The sequence below is a fragment of the Enterobacter sp. GER_MD16_1505_Eko_090 genome (genome assembly GCF_003331015.1).
Lineage (GTDB): Bacteria > Pseudomonadota > Gammaproteobacteria > Enterobacterales > Enterobacteriaceae > Enterobacter > Enterobacter roggenkampii.
Window position 1 is genome coordinate 48399 of record NZ_PUQF01000001.1, and the last position, 25536, is coordinate 73934.

The 25536-nt window shown below is 56.9% G+C and carries 25 protein-coding genes; 19 read left to right on the forward strand and 6 right to left on the reverse strand.

The genetic code is table 11. The features are described from left to right. Nucleotides 1-65 precede the first annotated feature (65 nt). Together sbmA and C6A40_RS00225 are read left to right on the forward strand one after the other, a co-directional pair. A complete protein-coding gene (gene sbmA / locus C6A40_RS00220) occupies nt 66-1286 on the forward strand; it encodes a peptide antibiotic transporter SbmA (RefSeq protein ID WP_045335380.1) in 1221 nt (406 codons plus the stop codon). A gap of 14 nt (nt 1287-1300) precedes the next feature. After that, the gene (locus C6A40_RS00225; protein WP_021241682.1) at nt 1301-2398 is read left to right on the forward strand and encodes a DUF1615 domain-containing protein; all 1098 of its coding nucleotides are present in this window, start codon (nt 1301-1303) and stop codon (nt 2396-2398) included. Here C6A40_RS00225 and C6A40_RS00230 read toward each other — a convergent pair. After that, entirely contained in the window at nt 2395-2694 is a 300-nt protein-coding gene (locus C6A40_RS00230) for a DUF2755 family protein (RefSeq protein WP_008503287.1), read from the reverse strand. The two genes, C6A40_RS00225 and C6A40_RS00230, sit on opposite strands and share 4 nt — an antisense overlap. A gap of 247 nt (nt 2695-2941) precedes the next feature. Here C6A40_RS00230 and C6A40_RS00235 point away from each other — a divergent pair, with 247 nt between their 5' ends. Then, nucleotides 2942-3178, forward strand: coding sequence for a DUF2754 domain-containing protein (locus C6A40_RS00235; protein ID WP_008503286.1), 237 nt, complete (start codon nt 2942-2944; stop codon nt 3176-3178). On the opposite strand, the gene ddlA is transcribed toward C6A40_RS00235, so the two are convergent. After that, nucleotides 3175-4275, reverse strand: coding sequence for a D-alanine--D-alanine ligase (ddlA, locus tag C6A40_RS00240; protein WP_039265813.1), 1101 nt, complete (start codon nt 4273-4275; stop codon nt 3175-3177). The two genes, C6A40_RS00235 and ddlA, sit on opposite strands and share 4 nt — an antisense overlap. Nucleotides 4276-4378: 103 nt before the next feature. Here ddlA and C6A40_RS00245 point away from each other — a divergent pair, with 103 nt between their 5' ends. From C6A40_RS00245 to adrA, 6 genes are all read left to right on the forward strand, one after another. After that, a complete protein-coding gene (locus C6A40_RS00245) occupies nt 4379-5062 on the forward strand; it encodes an extensin-like domain-containing protein (RefSeq protein ID WP_045335381.1) in 684 nt (227 codons plus the stop codon). A 167-nt stretch (nt 5063-5229) separates the two neighbouring features. Beyond that, complete coding sequence (locus tag C6A40_RS00250; protein WP_045335382.1) at nt 5230-6444, forward strand: multidrug efflux MFS transporter; 1215 nt, start codon at nt 5230-5232, stop codon at nt 6442-6444. A 209-nt stretch (nt 6445-6653) separates the two neighbouring features. Next, complete coding sequence (gene iraP / locus C6A40_RS00255; RefSeq protein WP_008503281.1) at nt 6654-6914, forward strand: anti-adapter protein IraP; 261 nt, start codon at nt 6654-6656, stop codon at nt 6912-6914. 99 nt (nt 6915-7013) lie between these two features. Further along, entirely contained in the window at nt 7014-8429 is a 1416-nt protein-coding gene (phoA, locus tag C6A40_RS00260; RefSeq protein ID WP_021241677.1) for an alkaline phosphatase, read from the forward strand. Between the two features lie 89 nt (nt 8430-8518). Further along, complete coding sequence (gene psiF, locus C6A40_RS00265) at nt 8519-8839, forward strand: phosphate starvation-inducible protein PsiF (protein ID WP_008503278.1); 321 nt, start codon at nt 8519-8521, stop codon at nt 8837-8839. A 102-nt stretch (nt 8840-8941) separates the two neighbouring features. Then, nucleotides 8942-10045, forward strand: a complete 1104-nt coding sequence (gene adrA / locus C6A40_RS00270) for a diguanylate cyclase AdrA (RefSeq protein WP_114191216.1) — start codon at nt 8942-8944, stop codon at nt 10043-10045. 16 nt (nt 10046-10061) lie between these two features. Here the strand turns inward: adrA and proC are convergent, their stop codons facing one another. Continuing rightward, nucleotides 10062-10871, reverse strand: coding sequence for a pyrroline-5-carboxylate reductase (gene proC, locus C6A40_RS00275; RefSeq protein ID WP_021241675.1), 810 nt, complete (start codon nt 10869-10871; stop codon nt 10062-10064). A gap of 97 nt (nt 10872-10968) precedes the next feature. Between proC and C6A40_RS00280 the strand changes: the two genes are divergently transcribed. The 5 genes from C6A40_RS00280 to ppnP all read left to right on the forward strand — a co-directional run bounded on the left by C6A40_RS00280 (nt 10969) and on the right by ppnP (nt 13606). After that, nucleotides 10969-11430, forward strand: a complete 462-nt coding sequence (locus C6A40_RS00280; protein ID WP_021241674.1) for a YaiI/YqxD family protein — start codon at nt 10969-10971, stop codon at nt 11428-11430. A gap of 141 nt (nt 11431-11571) precedes the next feature. Continuing rightward, nucleotides 11572-12096 (forward strand): shikimate kinase AroL, encoded by a 525-nt coding sequence (aroL, locus tag C6A40_RS00285; protein ID WP_008503273.1) that lies wholly within the window; start codon nt 11572-11574, stop codon nt 12094-12096. A gap of 44 nt (nt 12097-12140) precedes the next feature. After that, nucleotides 12141-12332: a protein YaiA gene (yaiA, locus tag C6A40_RS00290; RefSeq protein ID WP_008503272.1), complete on the forward strand. Its 192-nt coding sequence runs from the start codon at nt 12141-12143 to the stop codon at nt 12330-12332. A gap of 237 nt (nt 12333-12569) precedes the next feature. After that, nucleotides 12570-13247: an AroM family protein gene (locus C6A40_RS00295; protein WP_008503271.1), complete on the forward strand. Its 678-nt coding sequence runs from the start codon at nt 12570-12572 to the stop codon at nt 13245-13247. A gap of 71 nt (nt 13248-13318) precedes the next feature. Next, entirely contained in the window at nt 13319-13606 is a 288-nt protein-coding gene (gene ppnP / locus C6A40_RS00300) for a pyrimidine/purine nucleoside phosphorylase (RefSeq protein ID WP_008503270.1), read from the forward strand. A gap of 48 nt (nt 13607-13654) precedes the next feature. Here the strand turns inward: ppnP and rdgC are convergent, their stop codons facing one another. Continuing rightward, nucleotides 13655-14569: a recombination-associated protein RdgC gene (gene rdgC / locus C6A40_RS00305; RefSeq protein ID WP_008503269.1), complete on the reverse strand. Its 915-nt coding sequence runs from the start codon at nt 14567-14569 to the stop codon at nt 13655-13657. Between the two features lie 123 nt (nt 14570-14692). On the opposite strand from rdgC, the gene mak reads away from it, so the two are divergent. After that, nucleotides 14693-15598, forward strand: coding sequence for a fructokinase (mak, locus tag C6A40_RS00310; RefSeq protein WP_045335384.1), 906 nt, complete (start codon nt 14693-14695; stop codon nt 15596-15598). A gap of 110 nt (nt 15599-15708) precedes the next feature. Here mak and sbcC read toward each other — a convergent pair whose 3' ends face one another. Continuing rightward, nucleotides 15709-18840, reverse strand: a complete 3132-nt coding sequence (sbcC, locus tag C6A40_RS00315) for an exonuclease subunit SbcC (RefSeq protein ID WP_045335385.1) — start codon at nt 18838-18840, stop codon at nt 15709-15711. Then, nucleotides 18837-20042: an exonuclease subunit SbcD gene (sbcD, locus tag C6A40_RS00320; protein WP_045335386.1), complete on the reverse strand. Its 1206-nt coding sequence runs from the start codon at nt 20040-20042 to the stop codon at nt 18837-18839. Before sbcD ends, sbcC begins: the two co-directional genes overlap by 4 nt. A gap of 187 nt (nt 20043-20229) precedes the next feature. Between sbcD and phoB the strand changes: the two genes are divergently transcribed. From phoB to proY, 4 genes are all read left to right on the forward strand, one after another. After that, nucleotides 20230-20919: a phosphate response regulator transcription factor PhoB gene (phoB, locus tag C6A40_RS00325; RefSeq protein WP_008503265.1), complete on the forward strand. Its 690-nt coding sequence runs from the start codon at nt 20230-20232 to the stop codon at nt 20917-20919. Between the two features lie 21 nt (nt 20920-20940). Beyond that, the gene (phoR, locus tag C6A40_RS00330; RefSeq protein WP_045335387.1) at nt 20941-22236 is read left to right on the forward strand and encodes a phosphate regulon sensor histidine kinase PhoR; all 1296 of its coding nucleotides are present in this window, start codon (nt 20941-20943) and stop codon (nt 22234-22236) included. Nucleotides 22237-22645: 409 nt separating this feature from the next. Continuing rightward, entirely contained in the window at nt 22646-23965 is a 1320-nt protein-coding gene (gene brnQ, locus C6A40_RS00335; protein ID WP_008503262.1) for a branched-chain amino acid transporter carrier protein BrnQ, read from the forward strand. An 81-nt stretch (nt 23966-24046) separates the two neighbouring features. Further along, nucleotides 24047-25420, forward strand: a complete 1374-nt coding sequence (proY, locus tag C6A40_RS00340) for a proline-specific permease ProY (protein WP_008503261.1) — start codon at nt 24047-24049, stop codon at nt 25418-25420. Nucleotides 25421-25536: the final 116 nt, after the last annotated feature.

The window sequence follows — 25536 nt, forward strand, 5'->3', positions numbered from 1 at the left end:
GGGCAGGTTTTCGTGTGGTGACGTGTTGTACACAGCAACAGCCATAACAACAAGAAGGAAGCATTATGTTTAAGTCTTTTTTCCCAAAGCCGGGGCCTTTTTTCCTGTCGGCATTTATTTGGGCACTGATCGCTGTCATTTTCTGGCAGGCGGGCGGCGGCGCATGGCTGACGCGCATCACGGGGGCGACAGGTGAGGTGCCGATTAGCGCGGCGCGCTTCTGGTCGCTGAGCTTTATCGCATTTTATGCCTACTACACGGTATGTGTGGGGCTGTTTGCACTCTTCTGGTTCAAGTATTCTCCGCATCGTTGGCAGTTTTGGTCGATTTTGGGATCTGCGCTGATCATTTTCGTTACCTGGTTCATGGTGGAAGTGAGCGTTGCAATTAATGCATGGTATGCACCCTTCTACGATTTGATCCAAAAAGCGCTAAGCGCCCCGAATAAGGTTCCGATTGGTGAACTCTATGCCAGTCTCGTTAGTTTTACCGGCATTGCCATGATTGCAGTAACAGTGGCAGTGCTGAACAATTTCTTCGTTAGCCATTACGTTTTCCGTTGGCGTACTGCTATGAACGAATATTACATGGCAAATTGGCAACGACTGCGGCACATCGAAGGTGCTGCACAGCGTGTGCAGGAAGACACCATGCGTTTTGCCTCAACGCTGGAGGACATGGGGGTCAGCTTGCTTAATGCTGTGATGAAACTTATCGCTTTTTTACCGATTCTGATTGCACTTTCACCCCATGTGCCTGAACTTCCAATTGTTGGTCATTTACCCTATGGTTTGGTTATTGCCGCACTGGTCTGGTCTCTTATGGGAACGGGGCTTCTTGCTGTGGTGGGGATCAAATTACCGGGGTTACAATTTAAAAATCAGCGCGTGGAAGCGGCTTACCGTAAAGAACTCGTTTACGGTGAGGATGACCCATCACGAGCTGCGCCACCAACGGTAAAAGAGTTATTTCAGAACGTCCGTTTTAACTACTTTAAGCTCTACTTCCACTACATGTATTTCAACATAGCTCGTATTTTATATCTTCAGGCCGATACTGTTTTTGGAATAGTCCTGTTGTTCCCGTCAATTGTTGCAGGGACAATTACCCTGGGACTGATGACCCAAATTACTAACGTTTTCGATCAGGTCAGAAGTTCATTCCAGTACCTGATCAGCTCCTGGACCACGCTGGTGGAACTGATGTCCATCTACAAACGTCTGCGCAGCTTTGAACGCGAGCTGGACGATCGTGACCTGCAGGAAGTCACTAACACATTTAGCTAATACAGGACGTTGCTATGCCTTTTGCCGTACCGCGCGCGTTACCGTTGACCATACTGGCCGCTTTTGTGCTGGCAGGCTGTGCCGAAAAGGGGGCCGCTCCGCTCAAAAAGGGCGAGAAGCCCGTTGATGTGGCGAGCGTTGTGCGGCAGAAAATGCCCGCCAGCGTGAAAGATCGCAATGCGTGGGCAGACGCGCTGGCAAAAACCTTTGAAAGCCAAAAGATCGCGCCGACCGAGGAGAACATCTGTTCGGTGCTGGCGGTGGCACAGCAGGAGTCGATGTATCAGTCAGACCCGGCTGTGCCGGGGCTGAATAAAATCGCCTGGAAAGAGATCGACCGCCGCGCGGAGTCCATGCATATCCCGGTGTTCCTCGTGCATACCGCGCTTAAAATCACCTCGCCGAACGGCAAAAGCTACAGCGAACGGCTGGATACGGTGAAAACCGAAAAACAGCTTAGCGCTATTTTCGATGATTTCATCAACATGGTGCCGATGGGGCAGAAGCTGTTTGGCTCACTGAACCCGGTCCACACCGGTGGCCCAATGCAGGTAAGCATCGCGTTCGCGGAGAAACACACCGACGGCTATCCGTGGAAAATCGACGGTACGGTGCGCCAGGAGGTCTTCTCCCTGCGCGGCGGACTGTGGTTCGGCACGTATCACCTGTTGAACTACCCGGCGAACTACGATGAGCCGCTGTACCGCTTTGCCGACTTTAACGCAGGCTGGTATGCCAGCCGTAATGCGGCATTCCAGAGTGCGGTCAGCCGCGCAAGCGGCGTTAAGCTGGCGCTGGACGGCGATCTTATCGCCTACGGCAGCAGCGAGGCGGGAAGCACCGAGCGGGCGATCCGGAAATTATCGACAACGCTTGATATGAGTAACAGCGACATTCGCCGTCAGCTTGAGAAAGGCGACAGCCTGGCCTTTGAGAAAACGGATCTCTACAAGAACGTGTTTGCGCTTGCCGATAAGAAAAGCGGGAAAACGTTACCGAGGGCTATCCTGCCGGGGATCCAGCTGGAAAGCCCGAAGATCACGCGTAACCTGACCACCGCGTGGTTCGCGAAACGCGTGGACGATCGCCGGGCTCGCTGTATGGGGCTTTAACGGCGGCGGCGAAAGCGCAGCACTAATGCCACAACGCCCAGAATCATACATCCCGCGAGGAAGGGAATCAGGCCGAACAGGGTGCTGACGCCAAAGCCAATCTCAACTCGCGGGCGTCCGTTATCCTGTACCTGCATGAGATGTTCATAAACGCCAGGCGCATGGACCAGCATATTGAGCAGCTGCGAGCCAGCCCAGAAGCAGAACAGAACAAACAGGGCATACGCGATATTACCCGCCGTGGAGGTTTTTGGTTTTCCGCCAAAAATCGGTTTCGACAATGTAAAGTCAGCCATGATGACCTCCGGATAAATCGCTCTGTTAATACGCTTCGTACAGGGTGAGTTTGACAGGTCATCGCATTTGTCAATATCAGAATCGTGGTAATTTACGCGCCGGAATCCTCCTGGATTGTTGATTTCTGCAGCACGTCACAATTTATTAACTTAAGTGAAATTGCGTCGCGTTTCAGAATTTCCGTATCTGCCACAGACCTGGCCGTAAAACTGTGAGAGGATGTCTTTTTTTCCTGCCGGAGTTGTTATGAAGCTCACGTCCAAACTACGCCGTGACTGGCACTACTACGCCTTCGCTATCGGGCTGATCTTTATTCTTAACGGTGTCGTGGGCCTGCTGGGGTTTGAGGCAAAAGGCTGGCAAACCTATGCCGTCGGGCTGGTGACCTGGGTCATCAGTTTCTGGCTGGCGGGGTTGATTATCCGCCGCCGTCCTGAAGAGACGACAGCGGATGAGGCAGCGTCGGCGAAGCGCGCCGATTAACCGTTTACGGAACTTTTAAGCGCGCTGTCGGCGGCATGACGCTCCAGCGCCAGTTCGATCAGGCGGGTGATCAGTTCCGGGTAGCTGAGGCCGCTCGCCTGCCACAGCTTCGGATACATGCTGATGTTAGTGAACCCCGGCAGCGTGTTGATTTCATTGATCACCACCTCGTTTTCCGGCGTCAGGAACACATCCACGCGCGCCATGCCGCAGCAGCCGAGCGTCTGATAAGCGCGAATGGCGATCGCCCGGATCTTATCGTTAACCGCCGGATCGAGATCCGCAGGCACGACAACCTGCGCGCCTTTATCATCAATGTATTTGGTGTCGTACGAGTAGAAGTCGCTGTTTAAGACCACTTCGCCGCAGGTGCTCGCTTGTGGAAAATCGTTGCCCAGCACGGCGCACTCAATTTCACGGCCTTTGATGCCCTGCTCAACCACCACTTTATGGTCGAACTCAAACGCCAGGCGGACGGCCTGAGTGAACTCTGCTTCGCTGGTCACTTTGCTGACGCCCACGGAGGAGCCCTGGTTCGCCGGCTTCACAAACAGCGGCAGACCCAGCTCAGCGCTAATCTGCGCGAAGCTGTGCTTGTCGCGGTTGGCGCGGGTGAGCGTGACGAACGGCGCGATATTCAGCCCGGCGTCGCGCAGCAGGCGTTTGGTGACGTCTTTGTCCATGCACGCGGCGGAGCCGAGTACGTCCGAGCCGACGAACGGCAGGTTGGCCATGCGCAGCATCCCCTGCAGGGAACCATCTTCCCCCAGGGTACCGTGAACGATAGGGAAGACGACGTCGATCTGGGCGAGTGCCTGAGCATTGCCGGCATCGATAAGCTGCCCCTTCGCGACGCCGGGTACGGTGGCGACGCTAATTTCTGAAGGATTCAGGGCGATATGGGCCGGATCGTGAGCATTCAGCAGATACTGGCTGGCATCGTTAACGTGCCACTGGCCCTGTTTATCAATGCCCAGCAGCACCACGTCGAAACGGCTTTTATCGATCGCATCAACGATATTTTTAGCCGATTGCAATGACACTTCGTGTTCCGCTGATTTTCCCCCAAAGACAATACCTACGCGCTGCTTAGCCATCTCACTCTCTTCCAGTCTGACGAAAAGCCAATAACATACCACGATGCCCGGCGGGTTTCGCGACCTTCTGCCATAATGTTTGGGGGAATGTTCAGGGGGGCGAGTGAAAGGAAAAACGCTGCTGACCGTTTTGATTCTTATCGCCGTCGCAACGGTGGGTTACCGCTGGTTGCCGCCTTACTACAACCCTTTCATACCGCTGACGCTTGACGATCCGCCAGGCCGAATCACCCAGTATAAGCTTCGGCGCTTAACGCCCGAGGCCTGCGCAAACCTGCTTGCGCAGGCTAATCAACGCGATCTCATCCGCACCCAGCCGGTCGCTGACAGCGCCGGGGAATGCCCGCTGAGCGACGTCGTGCGCGTGCGCAACTTCGGCCCGGTCGGCCTGAACGGCAGTTTTCTTGCCAGCTGTCCGCTGGCGCTCAGCTCAGCCCTCTTTATCAGCCAGCAGGCCCGGCCGCTGACAAAACGCTATACGGGCAGCGACCTCGCGCGTATCGATCACCTCGGCAGCTTTGCCTGCCGCAATATTTATCACCGCCCTGACGCGCGCCGCAGCGAGCATGCCACGGCGGAGGCGCTGGATATTGCCGCTTTTCGTCTGGCGAACGGCGACCGCGTCACGGTGCTGAACGGCTGGAAGGCGGCCACGACGCAGCCCTGGCTGAAGGCGATGCTGGCGGCAAGCTGCGGGTACTACGGGAACGGTCTGGGGCCAGAGTACAACGCGGCGCATGCCAACCATTTTCATCTCGGAATGCGCGGTTTTGGCCTGTGCCGGTGAAGCATAATATTCCGCCAGAAAATGGATGAATTGTGACTTATTTCACAAATATGATGACTGGGAAGATAAAACACCAAAGTCGGTCAGGCCGCATCTCTGGTGCGACGTTAACACGCGTAACTTGCTAATCTGACGGCGAATTCGCCTAAAAATGAAGACTATTCTGTATGGAATCCTGGAAAGTTAATCTCATCTCGGTCTGGTTCGGTTGCTTCTTCACCGGGCTGGCCATCAGCCAGATTTTGCCGTTCCTGCCGCTGTACGTCTCGCAGCTGGGGGTCACCTCGCACGAAGCGCTCTCTATGTGGTCCGGCCTGACGTTCAGCGTCACCTTTCTGGTTTCCGCGATTGTGTCACCCATGTGGGGCAGCCTGGCCGATCGAAAAGGCAGAAAACTGATGCTGCTGCGCGCCTCGCTCGGGATGGCAATAGCCATTCTGCTGCAGGCCTTCGCCACCAACGTCTGGCAGCTGTTCTTTCTGCGGGCGGTGATGGGGCTGACGTCCGGGTATATTCCAAACGCCATGGCGCTGGTTGCCTCTCAGGTGCCGCGCGAGCGGAGCGGCTGGGCGCTGAGCACGCTCTCCACGGCGCAGATCAGCGGCGTCATCGGTGGCCCGCTGCTGGGGGGCTTTCTGGCGGACCACGTCGGACTGCGCGCGGTATTTATCATCACTGCGGTTCTGCTGGTGGTCAGTTTTCTGGTCACGCTCTTTCTGATTAAAGAGGGAGGCCGCCCGGTTATCAGTAAATCTGAACGCCTGAGCGGCAAGGCCGTTTTCGCCTCGCTGCCTTATCCGGGGCTGATGATCAGCCTGTTTGTCACCACCATGGTGATCCAGCTCTGTAACGGTTCGGTGGGGCCGATACTGGCGCTGTTTATCAAGTCAATGGAGCCGGAGAGCACGAACATCGCTTTTTTAAGCGGCATGATTGCCGCCGTGCCGGGCGTATCCGCCCTGATTTCCGCGCCGCGTCTCGGAAAACTGGGTGACAGGATCGGTACGGCGCGCATCCTGATGGCGACGCTGATCTTTGCGGTGGTGCTCTTCTTTGCGATGTCGTTCGTCACCTCTCCGCTTCAGCTTGGCGTACTGCGATTTCTTCTCGGGTTTGCCGATGGCGCCATGTTGCCTGCGGTACAGACCCTGCTGGTCAAATATTCCAGCGACCAGGTGACGGGGCGTATTTTTGGATATAACCAGTCATTTATGTATCTGGGGAATGTTGCCGGTCCGCTTATTGGCGCCTCCGTTTCCGCGATGGCCGGTTTTCGTTGGGTATTTGCGGCGACGGCGATGGTCGTTTTAATCAATATTATCCAGTTGGCTATTGCGCTGCGACGCCGCAGACAAATGGCGGAGGCGAAATCGGCGAGATAACGCTTTCGCAGATGTATTATATATTCTTATGGTAGCCGCATTTTTATATAACAAAATGCGGCGTCTTTTTATAGAAAAACGTTTCGCTCACGGCGAGGTCTCTTTATTTCCGTTTCTGTATCACTTTTGCATACCATAATTAATTTCTTCTCTTTGCATTATGGATTCAGAGTGATAACGTCAGATAAAACTGAAAAGGAACTGGCACGATGAAAAACCTCATTGCTGAATTGCTGGTCAAGCTGGCACAAAAGGAAGAAGAGTCAAAAGAGCTGGTGGCCCAGGTCGAAGCGCTTGAAATTGTGGTCACCGCGCTGCTGCGACAAATGGCGAAATCCGATCAGCAGGCGTTGATTGAGAGCGTGGAAGGCGCGCTGGAGAGCGTCAGGCCTGAATCGCAGGTACCGGTTGAAGATGCTGAGATGCTCCACCAGTACGTAAAGAAGCTGTTAAGGCATCCGCGCAGCTAAACCGTCACAGGACGTAACGACGTGTCATAGAATTGTCATGCAGGATGCCTATAGTCGCTCTGTTTTTATTTTTATGTATTTTTACATGGAGAAAATAAATTGAAACAGAGCGCACTTTTCATCGCATTACTTCCTCTGTTAATTACCCCTGCCATTTATGCTGACACGACGCAAACCAGCGTCCTGGATAATCGTGCGGCAAAAGGGGATATCACCCAGCCCGGCGGCGCGCGCCGATTGTCGGAAGATCAAACCGCCGCCATTCGCGCTTCGCTTAATGAAAAACCGGCGAAAAATATTATTCTGCTGATTGGCGATGGAATGGGTGATTCCGAAATCACGGCGGCGCGAAATTATGCCGAGGGGGCGGGCGGCTTTTTTAAAGGTATCGACGCATTACCGCTGACCGGACAATATACCCACTACGCGCTGGATAAAAAAACCGGTAAACCGGATTACGTAACGGACTCTGCGGCCTCGGCCACGGCGTGGTCCACCGGCGTGAAAACCTATAATGGCGCGCTGGGCGTGGATATTCACGAAAAAGATCGTCAAACCCTTCTGGAGATGGCAAAAGCGGCGGGCCTGGCGACCGGTAACGTCTCCACTGCTGAACTTCAGGATGCGACGCCTGCGGCGCTGGTGGCACACGTGACCTCGCGTAAATGCTACGGCCCGTCAGTGACCAGCGAAAAATGCCCAACGAACGCGCTGGAAAAAGGCGGCAAAGGCTCGATTACGGAACAGCTGCTGAATGCGCGTCCTGACGTGACGCTGGGCGGTGGCGCGAAAACCTTCGCGGAAACCGCGACGGCGGGCGAGTGGCAGGGCAAAACGCTGCGCGAGCAGGCGCAGGCGCGCGGCTATCAGCTGGTGAGTGACGCAAATTCGCTGGCGGCGATAACCGAGGCGAACCAGGACAAACCGCTGCTGGGACTGTTCTCTGACGGCAACATGCCCGTGCGCTGGGAAGGTCCAAAAGCCTCATATCACGGCAATATTGATAAGCCAGCGGTGACCTGTACGCCTAACCCTAAACGCACGGACAGCGTACCGACGCTGGCGGCGATGACCGATAAGGCGATCGATCTGCTGAGCAAGAGCGAAAAAGGGTTCTTCCTGCAGGTTGAGGGGGCGTCAATCGATAAGCAGGATCATGCGGCAAATCCGTGCGGTCAGATTGGCGAAACCGTCGATCTGGACGAAGCGGTGCAGAAGGCGCTCGCGTTCGCGAAAAAAGACGGTAACACCCTGGTGATCGTCACCGCGGATCACGCGCACGCCAGCCAGATCGTTCCGCCAGATACCAAAGCCCCTGGCCTGACGCAGGCGCTCAACACCAAAGATGGCGCCGTCATGGTGATGAGCTACGGCAACTCTGAAGAAGAGTCCATGGAGCACACCGGCACCCAGCTGCGCATTGCCGCCTACGGTCCGCACGCGGCCAACGTGGTAGGCCTGACCGATCAAACGGATCTGTTCTACACCATGAAGGCGGCGCTGGGTCTGAAATGATAAATTCCCGGCGGAAATCACATCTGCCGGGTGGTTTTTTTCCTGTCACGAACCAGACTTACAGGGAATGTTCACAAAAGGATGGTGCAATGAAAACAACATTACTGGTTACTCTGCTCTCCGGCCTGTTCCTGGTCGCATCGGCGAACGCGGAAGAGAAAACGTTAACGCCGCAGCAGCAGCGTATGACCACCTGTAATCAACAGGCGACGTCTCAGAGTCTGAAGGGCGATGCCCGCAAGACCTACATGAGCGACTGCCTCAAAAACGGCGCTTCAAAGCCAGCTGAAAAAAGCCTGACGCCTCAGCAGCAAAAGATGCGCGAGTGTAATGCCAAGGCAACCGAGCAGTCCCTGAAAGGGGATGACCGCAGCAAGTTCATGAGTGCCTGCCTGAAGAAAAAAGTGTAGTTCGAACGGGTGAGCGGCTCCGGCGGCTCACCCGAAATTTCATACTTTCCCCGCAGACCCCCTCTCTATAATTTGGGAAAATGTTTCAGAATATTCCCAAAAATGATGAATGATGAAACCTATTACAACACAAAGCGCATTCGGGAAGAGTGGAATTTAACCCTTTCTCAGGATGATTCTCACCGCGCCGGCATCCAGTTCGCCCGGCGCGTTCGGCTGGCGCGCGCCGTGGGGCTGGCGGCGATGTTTTTCCCGGTTGCGGGCATGCTGGTTAGCCATTTTTTACCCGGGGGCTGGTGGCTTTTACTGGTGGGATGGGCGTTCGTCTGGCCCCATTTCGCCTGGCAATTATCCTGCCGGGCCGCGTCACCTCATCAGCAGGAAGTGTTCAATCTTAAGATCGATGCCATTATTGGCGGGCTCTGGATCGGCGTGATGGGGATGAGCGCGTTACCCTCTGCAGCGCTGGTGATGATGGTCGGAATGAATATGATGGGCTCCGGGGGCTGTCGTCTGTTTATCCCGGGGATCCTGCTGACTCTGCTCTCCGCGCTGGTGACGCTGCCGATTGTTGGGCGCGTGGCCGTCTTCAACCCCGACCTCGTGGAGTGGAGCTTAACGCTTCCCGTACTGGTGCTTTATCCCATGCTGTTTGCCTGGCTCAGCCACCGCACCGCCGTCAGGCTTGCTGAGCACAAGCAGCGGCTGGAAATGATGAGCACCCGCGACGGCATGACCGGGGTCTATAATCGCCGACACAGGGAAATGCTGCTGCGAAATGAATTTGAGCATTGCCGCCGCGATCGCTGCACCGCCACGATTTTACTGATTGATATCGACCACTTTAAAAATATCAACGATACCTGGGGGCACGCCGTGGGGGATGAGGCGATCATTGCCATCACGCGCCAGCTTCAGATGTCGGTGCGGTCAGGTGATGCCATCGGCCGGTTTGGCGGGGATGAGTTTGCGGTGATTATGTCGCAGACCGCAGCGGAAAGCGCCATCGCCGTCATGTCCCGGGTGCATGAGCGGCTGGAAACGCTGTCGCTACCGTGCGCGCCAAAAGAGGCGCTGCGCATCAGCGTGGGCGTTGCCCCCTGGGGGCCGCAGTTTGCACATTATCGGGAATGGCTAAAGGCGGCTGACGTGGCGCTGTACAGGGCGAAAAATGCCGGGCGCAGCCGCACCGAAGTGGCCGCCTGACGCCCGACTGAAACGATCAGGATTTACTCAGCTTCTCTGATTTTTCCATGCATTTTGCCATTGCTTCAATGACGGCCGAGCGGAATCCGCGCTCCTCCAGCACCCGCACCGCTTCGATGGTGGTACCGCCCGGGGAGCAAACCATATCTTTCAGTTCACCCGGGTGTTTGCCGGTTTCCAGCACCATTTTGGCGGAGCCCATGACGGCCTGCGCGGCGAACTTATACGCCTGGGCGCGCGGCATTCCGCCAAGCACGGCGGCATCGGCCATCGCTTCCAGGAACATGAAGACATACGCAGGCGCAGAACCACTCACGCCCACCACCGGATGGATCATCGATTCGGCAATCACTTCCGCTTCGCCGAAGCAGCGGAAAATGTTCAGCACATCGGCTACGTCTTCCGGGGTCACCAGCGCGTTAGGCGTGACGGAGGTCATGCCGGCGTTAACCAGCGAGGGGGTATTGGGCATTGCGCGAACAATTTTGCGGTCATGGCCCAGCGCGCGCGCCAGCTGGTCAAGCGTCACGCCCGCGGCAATCGACACCACCAGCGTCTCTTTATTCAGGCTGGAGGTGATGTCGCTCAGCACTTTGATCATGATGTTCGGCTTGACGGCGCCAAAGACGATATCGGCGACCTGGGCCACTTCCTGCGCGCTTTCGGCGGCGTTAATCCCGTATTGATCGCGCAGCGCGGCGACCTTGTCCGGTGACGGGGTATAGACCCAAATCTGACCCGGCAGCACCTGCCCGCTGGCGATCAGGCCGCCCAGAATGGCTTTGCCCATGTTACCGCAGCCGATAAACCCGATTTTCTTGTCCATCACGATCCTCCGTCATTATGCGTTGTTTTCTCTGATTGATAGCTTAACAACGAAATGCAGGCGACAATAGTCGGCAGAGTCATTATGGGGAGACAATATGGCGATTTGGGTTGATGCGGACGCGTGTCCGAACGTGATTAAAGAGATTTTATTTCGCGCCGCCGAGCGCGTTCAGATGCCGCTGACGCTGGTGGCGAACCAGAACATTCGCGTGCCGCCTTCGCGCTTCATTCGTTCTTTGCGCGTGCCTGCCGGATTCGACGTGGCAGACAACGAAATTGTCCGCCTGTGCAGCGCGGAAGATCTGGTGATCACGGCGGACATTCCGCTGGCGGCCGACGTGCTGGAGAAAGGGGCGGCAGCGCTCAATCCGCGCGGTGAGCGATACTCGCCGTCGACCATCCGCGAGAAGCTTACGATGCGCGATTTTATGGATACCATGCGGGCCAGCGGCGTGCAGACCGGTGGGCCGGACAGCCTGTCACAGCGCGATCGCCAGCAGTTTGCTGCCGAGCTGGATAAATGGCTGCTGGAAGTAAAGCGCCGTACAGCGAAATGATAATTATTGTCAATGTGTGGTACAGTGTGGCCTCCACAGGGTTGTCATCCCGTACCGCTTTGCAGTAAAGTAATCGCAACATCTTCTGCAATTATTTCTTTACAGTCTTCAGCCTTCCGGCATCAAGGGGAACACCTGGCTATGACCCAACCCATCTTTTTAGTTGGCCCCCGCGGCTGTGGGAAAACCACCGTTGGCCTGGAGCTGGCACGCGTGTGTCATCGCCAGTTTGTGGATACCGACCACTGGCTGCAAACCGAGGCCGGAAAAACTATCGCCGACATTGTTGAGCAGGAAGGCTGGGAGAGCTTTCGCGCACGCGAAACGGCCGCGCTGAAAGCGGTCACGACCCCGTCCGCGGTGATCGCCACCGGCGGTGGCATTGTTCTGGCGGAGTGTAATCGTCACTTTATGCGCGAAAAAGGGATTGTGATTTACCTCAGCGCGCCGGTGTCGGCCCTGGTTGGGCGTCTGGAAGCCTTTCCGGAAGAGGGGCAACGCCCTGCGCTGACCTCCAGGCCGCTGAACGAAGAGGTGAGTGAAGTGCTGGCCGAACGCGATGCGTTATACCGCGAAGCGGCTCACCACGTGGTGGATGCGTCCGCCTCTCCCGAAGACGTTGTGATTCAGATTATTACCGCCCTGCGTTTGGCGTGTGCCAGCTAAGCGGCGTCTATACTTATAGCTCAGACATAAAAAAAGGATGAGCTATGCCAACAAGACCTCCCTATCCGCGTGAAGCGCGCATTGTAACCGTTGAAAAAGGCCAGACAGGTCACACTGTGACCTGGTATCAACTGCGTGCCGATCACCCCAAACCCGACTCGCTGATCAGTGAACACGAGACGGAACAGGAAGCGCTGGATGCGAAGCGGCGCTATGAAGATCCCGACATAACCTGAGCGGTTTCCTAAACGCTCCAGGATCGTGCCTGAATCACACTTTTTACTCATCGAAAAAGTTAAGCAGGAGTTAATATTTAGTTAATACAAGTAACTCTGGTATCGGCAGGCGATCTTTACATTTCGGTGTCGGGATCACCTGCTACGCTTGGTGCTGTTTTGTTGAAAAAACGAACTGTGCAGCGTAGTGAGCCTGTACCTGTGTGCACGATGTTGGAGTAATGGAAGGCGATAAAGATGAAGGCAACGTTGGCGATCCTCACCATTGGTGTGGTCCCTGTAAGCGAAGTGTTACCGCTCTTAACCGAGCATGTATCTGAACAACAGATTACGCATCTCAGCCTGCTGGGCAAGATGAGTCGGGAAGAGGTCATGGAAGACTACGCTGTCGAGGCGGGGGAGGATCCCCTGGCGACGTTATTAAGTGACGGTAAACTGGCGCATGTTTCCCGCCAGAAGATCGAGCGCTCGCTGCAGGGCGTAATAGAAGTGCTCGATAATCAGGGATATGACGTTATTTTGCTGATGAGCACCGCCCCCATAAAGGGACTTACGGCGCGCAATGCGATTTTGCTGGAACCGATGCGCATCATTCCGCCGCTGGTGGCCTCCATCGTGGATGGTCATCAGGTGGGGGTGATTGTCCCCATCGAGGAGCTCATGGATAACCAGGAGGCAAAATGGCACGTGCTGGAAAAAGTGCCCTTGTACGCGCTGGCGAATCCGTTCTGGGACAGCGAGGCCAAACTCATTGCGGCCGGGAAGGAACTGCTGGAAAGAGGGGCCGATGTCCTGATTCTGGACTGCCTGGGGTTCCACCAGCATCATCGTGATTTACTGCAAAAAGCGCTGGATGTGCCGGTGCTGTTATCCAACGTTCTGATGGCTCGCCTGGCCTCGGAACTGCTCATGTAATGATTTTGCGTGACAGGTGATGAGCATGGCCCCTATAGTGAATTTTTATCTAAAAATATAAGGGCCAGTTCATGCTTCAGAGTAACGAATACTTTTCCGGTAAAGTGAAATCCATTGGTTTTACCAGCAGCAGCACTGGCCGCGCCAGCGTTGGCGTCATGGCGGAAGGGGAATACACCTTCGGCACGGCGGAAGCGGAAGAGATGACGGTCGTCAGCGGGGCGCTGAACGTCTTACTGCCGGGTGAAACGGAATGGAAAGTTTACGCAGCCGGACAGGTTTTCAACGTCCCTGGCCACAGTGAGTTCCATCTGCAGGTGGCTGAACCTACCTCTTATCTGTGCCGCTACCTGAAATAAAAAATTAGCCGGGTGGCGCTAACGCTTACCCGGCCTACGGTTTGCCCGTTATCTCTGCGCTTCGCCGCCGAGACCTTCCACCAGATTCTGAATCAACGCCGCCAGCTCGCCGGTCATCAGGATGAAGTCCGCGTCAAAACGCTGGGCGTAATCTTCCCTGTCGATATCTTCGTTCTGATCGCGCAGCTCGTCGCAGAACTTCAGACGCTTCACGGAGCCGTCGTCGCACATCACGAACTGAATACGCTGCTGCCAGTCGAGCGCCAGTTTAGTGACCACTTTACCCGCTTCGATGTGGACGGCGATTTCGTCGCTCACCAGATCCTGCTTCTTCGCGCGGATCACGCCGCCATCTTCCAGCAGGGCTTTCAGCTCGGCTTCATCAAGGATCTGGAAACCCTGAGCCGCAGCACCGCTGCGTACCCATTCGGTCAGCGTCAGCTCGATCGGCGTTTCCAGCGCCAGCGGAACGACCGGTAAAGATCCGATGCTTTTACGCAGCAGGGCCAGCGTATCTTCTGCTTTCTTGGCGCTGGCGCAGTCCACCATGATCAGCCCGTTAACGGTGTCGATCCACATCATGGTCTGGCTGAAGCGGCTGAAGGCGCGCGGCAGCAGGGAGTGCAGTACTTCATCTTTCAGCGAATCTTTTTCGGTCTTTTTCAGCTTGCGGCCCTGTTCGGCTTCCAGCTTGAGAATTTTCGCTTCGAGTGCCTGCTTAACCACCGGCGTCGGCAGTATTTTCTCTTCTTTACGGGCGCAGACGATGATTTGACCCGTGCTGCTGGCGTGGGTCAGTGCATCGCTTTGTGAACCCATTGGCGGAACCCAACCGGTTTTCGCCATATCCTGGCTACCGCAAGGGGAAAAGGTATAAGCGGCTAACTGTTTTTCCATCTCTTCTGCACGCAGCGAAACGTCGCGGCTGAGACGGTAAACCATCAAATTTTTGAACCACAGCATGATAATTTCCACGGCCTTGTCGTTAAATCAGCGGGCATGATAACGAATTGTCGCATCGCTTGCATTGCTAATCGGGAAGCGTGCTTCTACTCTGTTGATAATCAAAATAATGAGGAGAGTCTTGTGCGTATTGGGATCGATTTGGGCGGCACCAAAACAGAAGTCATCGCACTGAGCGAGCAGGGGGAGCAGCTGTTTCGCCATCGTCTGCCAACGCCGCGCGATGATTATCACCAGACTATCGAGACGATTGCCAGGCTGGTCGAGATGGCCGAGCAGGCGACAGGGCAAACCGGCAGCGTCGGGATGGGGATACCGGGGTCGATCTCGCCGTATACCGGCGTGGTTAAAAATGCCAACTCCACCTGGCTCAATGGTCAGCCGTTTGATAAAGATTTAAGCGCGCGCCTGAAGCGGGAAGTGCGTCTGGCCAACGACGCCAACTGCCTGGCGGTCTCTGAGGCCATCGACGGCGCGGCGGCCGGTGCCCAGACCGTGTTTGCCGTGATCATCGGCACCGGCTGCGGTGCGGGCTTAGCGTTCGGCGGGCGCGCCCATATCGGCGGTAACGGCACCGCGGGCGAGTGGGGGCACAACCCGCTGCCGTGGATGGATGAAGACGAACTCAAATACCGCACCGAAGTGCCGTGCTACTGCGGAAAACAGGGCTGTATTGAGACCTTTATCTCCGGTACCGGTTTTGCGACCGATTACCACCGCCTGAGCGGCCAGCCGCTCAAGGGAAATGAGATCATGCGTCTGGTCGAAGCGCAGGATCCGGTGGCGGAGCTGGCCCTGAGCCGCTATGAAATGCGGCTGGCGAAATCCCTGGCCCACGTGGTGAATATTCTCGACCCAGACGTAATTGTGCTGGGCGGCGGCATGAGCAACGTCGACCGGCTGTACGCCACGGTGCCGAACCTGGTGAAGCAGTGGGTCTTCGGCGGCGAGTGTGAAACGCCGATCCGCAAAGCCGTCCATGGGGACTCCAGCGGCGTGCGCGGCGCGGCGTGGCTGTGGCCAGAATAAACGGCTCTGTAAGCCCGGTAAGCGAAGCGCCTGCGGGCGAATTCAGGCAGCCACAATAAAAAAGCCGGGTGGCGGCTACGCCTTACCCGGCCTACATGTGGAGTGGACCTTTACTGCACGGCAAATTCTTTATCCAGCTTGCTATACCCCAGCCCGTTAATCTTCTTCACTTTGATCTGCACCGGAATACGCTCTTTCATCGCCTCTACGTGGCTGATCACGCCGATGGTTTTCCCGGTGGCGTTCAGCGCGTCGAGCGCATCCAGCGCCGTATCCAGCGTCTCACTGTCGAGCGTGCCGAACCCTTCATCCAGGAACAGGGAATCGATCCGCGTTTTATGACTCACCAGATCGGAAAGCGCCAGCGCCAGCGCCAGGCTGACCAGGAAGCTCTCGCCGCCGGAGAGGGTACGGGTATCGCGGACCGCATCCGCCTGCCACGTATCCACCACTTCCAGCTCCAGCGCGTCGCTGGCCTTACGCTGCAATAAGTAACGCCCGTGCAGGCGGTTAAGCTGCTGGTTTGCGAGCCAGACGAGATTGTCCAGCGTCAGCCCCTGGGCGAACTTACGGAACTTGTCGCCGGTGCTGGAGCCGATCAGCGCGTTCAGATAACCCCAGTCATCCGCCTGGCGCGCGGCCTCTTCAATTTGCTGCATCAACGCCAGCTGGTGCTGCCGGTTATCGCTGTCCTGCTTAAGCTGCTGACGGATCTCGCCCTGATGCGTGGTGTTCTCGCGCAGCTGTTGCGCCAGCTGCTGCAGCTGGCTTTGCAGCGTGGCGGCATCGGCGTCGAGCCCTTCCGGGCGCAGCGCCAGATGAGACTGCAGCTGCTGGTTCGCTTGCCCGCACAGCGCCGCGGCCTGCTGGATCTGGTTTTCCAGCGACTGTTTCAGCTGTTCAAGGTGGCGAATAGCATCGTCATCCAGCAGCGCGGCAAGAAACGCGTCCTGGTCGGCAAAGCAGCTCGCCGAGCGCGCCGCGGTGAACTGCGTCTGCGACTGCTGCAGGCGCTCTCGCTCCAGCCCTTCCTGCTGCTGTTGCGCGGTCAGCTGGCTTTGCAGCGACACGCACTCGTCGTGGATGGCGCGCCAGTTATCAGGAATAACCGGTTCGGCGTCTTCGCTGTTCGCTGCCGGAAGCGCGTCGAGCAGCGGCTTCAGGGCGTTTATGCGTTCCTGAAGCACGCCGTGCTGCGTTTGCTTCTCCTGCCACTGCGCGAATTCCGCTTCGCGGGCCTGAAGCCAGGCGGCTTCCTGACCCTCTTCAGGTGCGTTAAGCGAGAGCGCGAGCAGGGCATGTTCCAGCGCCTGCCGCGTGGCCGCCAGCTGCTGCTGATACTGCCGCTCCTGCCCTTCCTGTTCGTTGAGCTGGTTCTGCAGGGTGAGACGCTGACTGAGCTGATAAAGCTGGCGCTCGTACTGTTCCTGTTCGTTCAGCCATGGCGCGATATCGTCCTGAATATTCAAGGTAATGTTCAGGGACGTGCAGGCCGCCACCCACTCTTTAGTGAGCGCTTGCTCTTCCTGAGAAAGCGTCTGCGCGTCGTCTGTCTCGCGCTGGATCTGCTGAGTCAGGGCATTGACCTGTCCCAGCACCAGCAGGCCTTCCTCTTTAAGGGCGGCGACCTCTTTTTCCAGGGCATCACGGCGGCGCTGGTTATCCGTCAGCTCAAGCGACTGATATTGCTCAACGGCGGGATGTTCACAGGAACCGCACAGCGGACAGGGTTTGCCCGCCTCAAGCCGGGAGCGGTAATGCTCCAGCTTCTTAATTGTTGCTTCGGTTTCGCACAGGGCTTTTAGATCGAGATAGTGCTGGTTTTTCTCTTTGTACTGCTGGCGGCGCAGCGTCAGCGTTTCATTGAGTTTATTTTGTTCGGCCTGGGCCTTCTGCACGCTTTCACTGCTCTGGCGCAGGCGCTTTTGCAGCGGCTGATAGCGGGCATGCAGCGACGTCAGCTGCTGGCGCAGCGTGCGGGACCTGGACTGCTGCTCCATGGCCGCGCTGACCTCATCCGCCGTCAGCGTCAGCGCGTTTTCCGGCATCGCAGCCAGCCTGTTGCGTAATTCACCTATCCGCGCAGCAAGCGAGGCTAACTGCGTTTTATCGCGGTTAAGCTGCGAGAACTGGGCGCGCCAGCCTGCAATCTCCTGGCCTAACAGACGATAGCGCTCGTGCTCCGCCAGCCACTGCGCCAACGCCGTCAGTTCGGTCTGAAGCTGCTCGTGGTTACGCAGGGCGGTATTGCGAATACGTGAACGCAGCGCGGTTCTGGCTTGTAAGCGAGTATTTACTTCGATAATTCGCTGCTGCGTTTGTGCCAGACGCGCGGTTTGCTCCTGCTGATGTTCCCAGAGCGGTCGCAGCTGGGCGGCGGGCAGAGCAAGCTGCAGTTTTGCCAGCTCAGGCGCAGCGTCCGTCAGCGCCTGTTGCGCCTGCTGCTGCATCGCGGCGGCGCGCTGTTGCTCGCGCACGAGCTCATCATGGCGCGTAAGCCACTGAAAATGTTTCTGTTGGTTTTGCTGCTGTTCCAGCAGGGTTTTCTCTGCGTCAGTAAGTGCCTGCAAACTTTGCTGTAACTGCTGCTGTTGTTCTTCGCTCAACAGCACGACGCCCGCCGCCTGCGCCTCGCACTTTTCAAGCACGCTGCGGGCCGCTTTGTGTTTCTCAAACACCATGGCGGAAATCTGACCGTAGATTTCGGTGCCGGTCAGCTCTTCCAGCAGCTCGGCGCGATCGCTCGGCTTGGCATTAAGGAAGGCGGCAAACTGCCCCTGAGAGAGCAGCATCGAGCGGGTAAAGCGCCCGTAGTCCAGCCCGGTGAGCGCGGCGGTTTGCTCCAGCTTATCCGTCACTTTGTCGGCCAGGATTTTGCCATCTTCGCAGCGCGCCAGCTCCACGCGCGGCACCTGCAGGTTACCGTCCGGCTGGTTGCGCGCCCGGTTCTGGCTCCAGAAGGCGCGATAGGCGGTGCCTTTTACCTCGAACTCCACTTCCGCCAGACACTCGGCGGTGTCGCGCGTCATCAGGTCGTTTTGCGTCTGGGAGACCTTCTGCAGTCGCGGCGTTTCGTGATAAAGCGCCAGACAGATGGCGTCGAGCAGGGTGGTTTTACCTGCCCCGGTCGCGCCGGTGATGGCAAACAGCCCGTTGCTGGCAAACGGCTCAGCGGTAAAATCAATTTTCCACTCGCCCTTGAGGGAGTTAAGATTTTTCAGGCGCAGGCTCAAAATTTTCATGCGTTTTCTTCCTCATCATTGAGCGCATGCAGGGTATGGCTGAACAGTTCGCTGATCCTTGCGCGCTTCGCCTCGTCGATTTCCTCCTGCGAGAGCCTGCGTTCAAACACCTCTTCGACCCCCAGTTCACTGAGCGTTTCACGTTGAGCGCTTAACAGGATTTTCTCGCGCTGCTCGCGGCTGCGGCGCACCAGCAAGACCTCTACCGGCAGGTCTTCGGTCAGCGCCTGGATTTTCCGCTGCATATCGTGCAGGTAGTCGTCGGTGGTGATTTCGATGTCCAGCCAGATGGGGGGATCTTGCTCGACGCCGCGCCACTGCTCCAGCTGGGCGGTGATGGCATCGAGATCGCCTTTCAGCACCGCCAGTGGCTGGGTAACGGGCACCTCCAGCGTGTCGACGGCGCTGAGTTTTCCGTCGGAGAAGGTCACCAGATGTACGGATTTGGCTTTGCCCGTTTCGTCAAAGCTGAGCGAAAGAGGCGAGCCGCAGTAGCGGATGTGCTCGCAGCCGCCGACGATCTGCGCCCGGTGGATGTGCCCGAGCGCAATGTAGTCGGCTGGCGGGAAGTGCTGCGCCGGAAAGGCGTCCAGCGTGCCGATATAGATGTCACGCACGGCGTCACTTTTACTGGCCCCGACGGTGGTGAGGTGCCCGGTCGCAATCACCGGAATCGGCTGGTCACCGCGCAGGGCACAGGCTTCGGCGTGCTGCTGGCGGTAATAATCGGCGATCGCCTGTAACAAATGCTGCTGCTTTTCCGCGCCCGACAGCCCCGCCTGGCTTTGCACGATGTCGCGCGGACGCAAAAAGGGAATCGGACACAGTACCGCCCCGGGCGACCCGTCGCGCTTTTTCAGGATCTGCGGGGCGTGCCCGGCGCTGGCGACGACGGTGGTATTGAGAAACGCCAGGATGTCGCGGGATTCGTTAAGCGTCGCGACGGAATCATGGTTGCCGGCGACAATCACCAGATGACAGCCGGTTTGCTGCAGATTCACCACGAAGCGGTTGTACAGCTCACGCGCATAGCTCGGCGGCGAGCCGGTATCAAAAATATCTCCCGCCACGATAATCGCGTCCACCTCATGCGTCCGGGCCGTTTCCAGCAGCCAGTTCAGGAACGCTTCATGTTCAGCCGCACGGCTTTTGCTGTAAAAATTTTGACCCAGATGCCAGTCCGAGGTGTGAAGTATGCGCATAGCTGATCCGTGGCAAAAAAGAGAAAGCAGGATTATAAACGTTCAGAGAAGGGAAAATAACCGCTGTAATAAAACAACAGTTTGCCATTTATAGTGGTACTGTTTTTCATAAATCTGTCATAAATCTGACGCATAATGGCGCCGAATTACAAACTTGTAACGTAAATAAGATAAGACAGGGCAAAGTATGGCGAGACGTATTCTGGTCGTAGAAGATGAAGCTCCAATTCGTGAAATGGTGTGCTTCGTGCTCGAGCAAAACGGCTTCCAGCCGGTTGAAGCGGAAGATTATGACAGCGCAGTGAACCAGCTGAATGAACCCTGGCCCGATCTGATTCTGCTGGACTGGATGCTGCCCGGCGGCTCCGGACTGCAGTTTATCAAACACCTGAAGCGTGAAGCGCTGACCCGCGACATCCCGGTTGTGATGCTTACGGCGCGCGGAGAAGAAGAGGATCGTGTGCGCGGTCTGGAGACCGGCGCGGACGATTACATTACCAAACCGTTCTCCCCCAAAGAGCTGGTGGCCCGCATTAAAGCCGTGATGCGCCGTATTTCGCCGATGGCGGTGGAAGAGGTGATTGAGATGCAGGGGCTGAGCCTTGATCCGACTTCTCACCGCGTGATGACCGGTGAAAATCCCCTCGACATGGGGCCTACCGAATTTAAACTTCTGCACTTCTTTATGACCCACCCGGAACGCGTGTACAGCCGCGAGCAGTTGCTGAATAACGTCTGGGGAACTAACGTGTATGTCGAAGACCGGACGGTTGACGTACATATCCGCCGCCTGCGAAAAGCGCTGGAACTGAGCGGCCACGATCGCATGGTGCAGACGGTCCGCGGCACGGGTTATCGTTTTTCTACCCGTTTCTGAACAATGACAGGAGTGTGACGCGTGCTGGAACGTCTGTCATGGAAAAGGCTCGTCTTTGAACTGATCTTATGCTGTATTCCGGCCTTCATTCTGGGGGCCTTTCTTGGACATCTGCCGTGGTTTCTGCTGGCGTCGGTCACCGGGCTGCTGATCTGGCATTTCTGGAACCTGCTGCGCCTCTCCTGGTGGCTGTGGGTTGACCGAAGCATGACGCCGCCGCCCGGAAGCGGCAGCTGGGAGCCGCTGCTGTACGGTCTGCACCAGATGCAGATGCGAAATAAAAAGCGCCGCCGCGAGCTGGGAAGCCTGATTAAGCGTTTTCGCAGCGGTGCGGAGTCGCTACCGGATGCGGTCATTCTGACCACCGAAGAAGGGACGATCTTCTGGTGTAACGGCCTGGCGCAGCAGCTGCTGGGCCTGCGCTGGCCGGACGATAATGGCCAGAATATCCTCAACCTTCTGCGTTATCCCGAGTTTACGCTGTACCTGAAAAAGCGTGATTTTACCCGTCCGCACAATCTCAAGCTCAATAACGGTCGCCATCTGGAGATCCGCGTGATGCCCTACAGCGATAAGCAGTGGCTGATGGTGGCGCGCGATGTCACCCAGATGCACCAGCTGGAAGGGGCGCGCCGCAACTTCTTCGCCAACGTCAGTCACGAATTGCGTACCCCGCTGACCGTGCTTCAGGGCTACCTGGAGATGATGCAGGAGCAAACGCTGGAAGGTGCGCCGCGTGAAAAAGCGCTGCACACCATGCGCGAGCAAACGCACCGGATGGAAGGCCTGGTGAAGCAGCTGCTGACGCTCTCGAAGATTGAAGCGGCACCCACGCTCGCGCTGAATGACACCATCGATGTGCCGATGATGCTGCGGGTCGTGGAGCGTGAAGCGCAGACGTTAAGCCACAAAAAGCATCACCTGACCTTTGAGGTCGACAACACGCTAAAGGTGCTGGGCAGTGAAGATGAGCTGCGCAGCGCTATCTCCAACCTGGTGTATAACGCGATAAACCATACGCCGGAAGGGACGGAGATCGTGGTGCGCTGGCAGCATACCCCAACGGGGGCCGAGTTTAGCGTGGAGGACAACGGGCCGGGGATCGCGCCGGAGCATATTCCGCGTCTGACCGAGCGCTTCTATCGCGTGGATAAAGCGCGATCGCGGCAGACGGGCGGAAGTGGCCTGGGGCTGGCGATTGTGAAACACGCGGTGAATCACCATGAAAGCCGTCTCGATATTCAGAGTACCCTGGGTAAAGGAACCCGCTTCAGCTTCGTGATCCCGGAACGATTAATTGCCAAAAAGATCGCCTGACGGCAGGTGTGTCATTTTACCTTTCCACGGGTCAGCCATCGCTGGCCCGTTTGCTTTGCAGTCAAGCGAAACGCGTCTGAATTTTATACGGCTGGCTGTTTTTTGTTCGCATGATTAGCCATGGGTTTTTCTTATAATTAGCGTATTGTGCTGGAGTGTATTTTCATGCTGGCATATTGTTCTGGTTTTACGATCCCACCTTGCCTTTAAACGTTATAAGCGTTTAAATTGCCCCCCAGATACTGTCAGACCGACTGTATTTGCGTGGTAAATCGAAAAACTATTCTTCTCCACGCCAGGACGGGAGCATATCCCGCTAAAATTGAGCAAATTTTCGGCTGTATCGTCCCGTCAGGGGCAGCGAAAATCTCAATGTTTTCAACACCACATCCACAGGCAGTAAGGTTTTATGACCCATCACTTAAAATCGCGTGACATCATCGCGCTGGGCTTTATGACATTTGCGCTGTTCGTTGGCGCAGGCAACATCATTTTCCCTCCAATGGTTGGCTTACAGGCGGGTGAACACGTCTGGACCGCCGCGTTTGGTTTCCTGATTACTGCCGTGGGTCTGCCGGTGCTGACCGTCATCGCGCTGGCGAAAGTCGGCGGCGGTGTGGATAGCCTCAGCACCCCGATTGGCAAAGTGGCGGGCGTTCTGCTGGCTACCGTCTGCTACCTGGCCGTGGGTCCGCTGTTTGCCACCCCGCGTACCGCGACCGTTTCCTTCGAAGTGGGTATTGCTCCGCTGACCGGTGACGGCGCGATGCCGCTGTTCATCTACAGCCTGATCTACTTCGCTATCGTGATTCTGGTTTCCCTCTATCCGGGCAAGCTGCTGGATACCGTGGGTAACTTCCTGGCTCCGCTGAAAATTGTGGCGCTGATTGTTCTGGCGGTGGCGGCTATCGTCTGGCCTGCAGGCCCGATTAGCGACGCGATGGACGCCTATAAAAACGCCGCGTTCTCTAACGGCTTTGTGAACGGTTACCTGACGATGGATACGCTGGGCGCGATGGTGTTTGGTATCGTTATCGTTAACGCCGCGCGTTCCCGCGGTGTGACCGAAGCGCGTCTGCTGACCCGCTACACCATCTGGGCTGGCCTGATGGCCGGTGTAGGCCTGACGCTGCTGTATCTGGCGCTGTTCCGCCTGGGCTCCGATAGCGCGATGCTGGTCGATCAAAACGCGAATGGTGCGGCTATCCTGCACGCCTACGTCCAGCACACCTTCGGTGGTGCAGGCAGTATGCTGCTGGCGGCGCTCATCTTCCTGGCCTGCCTGGTTACCGCGGTTGGCCTGACCTGCGCCTGTGCTGAGTTCTTTGCGCAGTACCTGCCGCTCTCTTACCGCACCCTGGTGTTTATCCTTGGTATCTTCTCCATGGCGGTATCCAACCTCGGTCTGAGCCACCTGATTCAGGTCTCTATTCCGGTACTGACGGCGATCTATCCGCCGTGCATCGTGCTGGTGGTGCTGAGCTTCACCCGCCCGTGGTGGAACAACTCCTCACGAATTATTGCGCCAGCCATGTTTATCAGCCTGATTTTTGGTATCCTTGACGGGATTAAAGCATCAGCGTTCGCTGAAATTCTGCCAGCCTGGACACAGCGTCTGCCGCTGTCCGAGCAGGGCCTGGCCTGGCTGATGCCTACCGTTGTTGCACTGGTTCTGGCGGTTATCTGGGACCGTGCTGCAGGGCGTCAGGTCGCATCGAACGCCCATTAATCAACGGCAACAAACTGTTTAACCACGGGGCTTAAGGCCCCGTGGTTTTTTGTTTTTTTCGTGTTGAATGGCAAGATTTAAATGGAAAGCACTAACAAACTTAAACGTGGATTGAGCACGCGCCACATCCGCTTTATGGCGCTGGGCTCTGCTATTGGCACCGGTCTTTTTTATGGCTCGGCAGATGCCATCAAAATGGCCGGTCCAAGCGTGCTGCTGGCGTACATCATCGGCGGCGTGGCGGCGTATATCATCATGCGCGCCCTCGGCGAAATGTCGGTTCATAACCCCTCCGCCAGCTCCTTCTCGCGCTACGCGCAGGAAAACCTCGGCCCGCTGGCCGGGTTTATCACCGGCTGGACCTACTGCTTCGAAATCCTGATCGTGGCAATAGCCGACGTGACGGCGTTTGGCATCTATATGGGCGTCTGGTTCCCGGCGGTGCCGCACTGGATTTGGGTGCTGAGCGTGGTGCTGATCATTTGCGCCGTCAACCTGATGAGCGTGAAGGTGTTCGGCGAGCTGGAGTTCTGGTTCTCCTTCTTCAAGGTCGCCACCATTATCATCATGATTGTGGCCGGTTTCGGGATCATCATCTGGGGGATTGGCAACGGCGGGCAGCCGACCGGGATCCATAACCTCTGGAGCAACGGTGGCTTCTTCAGCAACGGCTGGCTCGGCATGGTGATGTCCCTGCAGATGGTGATGTTCGCCTACGGCGGTATCGAGATTATCGGTATTACCGCCGGTGAAGCGAAAGACCCGGAGAAATCCATTCCGCGCGCCATCAACTCGGTGCCGATGCGTATTCTGGTGTTTTATGTGGGTACGCTGTTTGTGATCATGTCCATCTACCCGTGGAATCAGGTGGGTACCAACGGTAGCCCGTTTGTCCTGACTTTCCAGCATATGGGTATTGCGTTTGCCGCCAGCATTCTCAACTTTGTGGTGCTGACCGCGTCGCTTTCGGCGATCAACAGTGACGTCTTTGGCGTGGGTCGTATGCTGCACGGCATGGCAGAGCAGGGCAGCGCGCCGAAGGTGTTCGCCAAAACCTCGCGCCGCGGCACGCCGTGGGTGACCGTTGTGGTGATGACCGTGGCGCTGCTGTTCTCGGTTTATCTGAACTACATCATGCCGGAGAACGTCTTCCTGGTGATTGCATCCCTGGCGACCTTCGCGACGGTGTGGGTGTGGATCATGATCCTGCTGTCGCAGATTGCCTTCCGCCGTCGCCTGTCGCCGGATGAGGCGAAAGCGCTGAAGTTCAAAGTACCGGGCGGGGTGGCGACGACCGTCGTCGGGCTGATCTTCCTGGTGTTTATCATTGGCCTGATTGGCTACCATCCGGACACCCGCATTTCGCTCTACGTGGGCTGCGCGTGGATCGTGCTGCTGCTGGTGGGCTGGGTGTTCAAATGCCGCCGCGACCGTCAGCTGGCAGAAGCGCAGTAAGGTAAAAATGCCGGGTGGCGCTGCGCTTACCCGGCCTACACTCCCTTTTGCCCCCGAAAAAAACTCCTCCCCCGTCCTCCTCCCCCAATAAATCCCATCATGGTGAGCTATCCTTA

What these genes read in the sequence shown, in the direction of transcription:
- sbmA (WP_045335380.1), top strand. Translation starts at nt 66, where the DNA reads ATGTTTAAGTCTTTTTTCCCAAAGCCGGGGCCTTTTTTCCTGTCGGCA.
- C6A40_RS00225 (WP_021241682.1), top strand. Translation starts at nt 1,301, where the DNA reads ATGCCTTTTGCCGTACCGCGCGCGTTACCGTTGACCATACTGGCCGCT.
- C6A40_RS00230 (WP_008503287.1), bottom strand. Translation starts at nt 2,694, where the DNA reads ATGGCTGACTTTACATTGTCGAAACCGATTTTTGGCGGAAAACCAAAA.
- C6A40_RS00235 (WP_008503286.1), top strand. Translation starts at nt 2,942, where the DNA reads ATGAAGCTCACGTCCAAACTACGCCGTGACTGGCACTACTACGCCTTC.
- ddlA (WP_039265813.1), bottom strand. Translation starts at nt 4,275, where the DNA reads ATGGCTAAGCAGCGCGTAGGTATTGTCTTTGGGGGAAAATCAGCGGAA.
- C6A40_RS00250 (WP_045335382.1), top strand. Translation starts at nt 5,230, where the DNA reads ATGGAATCCTGGAAAGTTAATCTCATCTCGGTCTGGTTCGGTTGCTTC.
- iraP (WP_008503281.1), top strand. Translation starts at nt 6,654, where the DNA reads ATGAAAAACCTCATTGCTGAATTGCTGGTCAAGCTGGCACAAAAGGAA.
- psiF (WP_008503278.1), top strand. Translation starts at nt 8,519, where the DNA reads ATGAAAACAACATTACTGGTTACTCTGCTCTCCGGCCTGTTCCTGGTC.
- adrA (WP_114191216.1), top strand. Translation starts at nt 8,942, where the DNA reads ATGATGAATGATGAAACCTATTACAACACAAAGCGCATTCGGGAAGAG.
- proC (WP_021241675.1), bottom strand. Translation starts at nt 10,871, where the DNA reads ATGGACAAGAAAATCGGGTTTATCGGCTGCGGTAACATGGGCAAAGCC.
- C6A40_RS00280 (WP_021241674.1), top strand. Translation starts at nt 10,969, where the DNA reads ATGGCGATTTGGGTTGATGCGGACGCGTGTCCGAACGTGATTAAAGAG.
- aroL (WP_008503273.1), top strand. Translation starts at nt 11,572, where the DNA reads ATGACCCAACCCATCTTTTTAGTTGGCCCCCGCGGCTGTGGGAAAACC.
- yaiA (WP_008503272.1), top strand. Translation starts at nt 12,141, where the DNA reads ATGCCAACAAGACCTCCCTATCCGCGTGAAGCGCGCATTGTAACCGTT.
- C6A40_RS00295 (WP_008503271.1), top strand. Translation starts at nt 12,570, where the DNA reads ATGAAGGCAACGTTGGCGATCCTCACCATTGGTGTGGTCCCTGTAAGC.
- ppnP (WP_008503270.1), top strand. Translation starts at nt 13,319, where the DNA reads ATGCTTCAGAGTAACGAATACTTTTCCGGTAAAGTGAAATCCATTGGT.
- rdgC (WP_008503269.1), bottom strand. Translation starts at nt 14,569, where the DNA reads ATGCTGTGGTTCAAAAATTTGATGGTTTACCGTCTCAGCCGCGACGTT.
- sbcC (WP_045335385.1), bottom strand. Translation starts at nt 18,840, where the DNA reads ATGAAAATTTTGAGCCTGCGCCTGAAAAATCTTAACTCCCTCAAGGGC.
- sbcD (WP_045335386.1), bottom strand. Translation starts at nt 20,042, where the DNA reads ATGCGCATACTTCACACCTCGGACTGGCATCTGGGTCAAAATTTTTAC.
- phoB (WP_008503265.1), top strand. Translation starts at nt 20,230, where the DNA reads ATGGCGAGACGTATTCTGGTCGTAGAAGATGAAGCTCCAATTCGTGAA.
- brnQ (WP_008503262.1), top strand. Translation starts at nt 22,646, where the DNA reads ATGACCCATCACTTAAAATCGCGTGACATCATCGCGCTGGGCTTTATG.
- proY (WP_008503261.1), top strand. Translation starts at nt 24,047, where the DNA reads ATGGAAAGCACTAACAAACTTAAACGTGGATTGAGCACGCGCCACATC.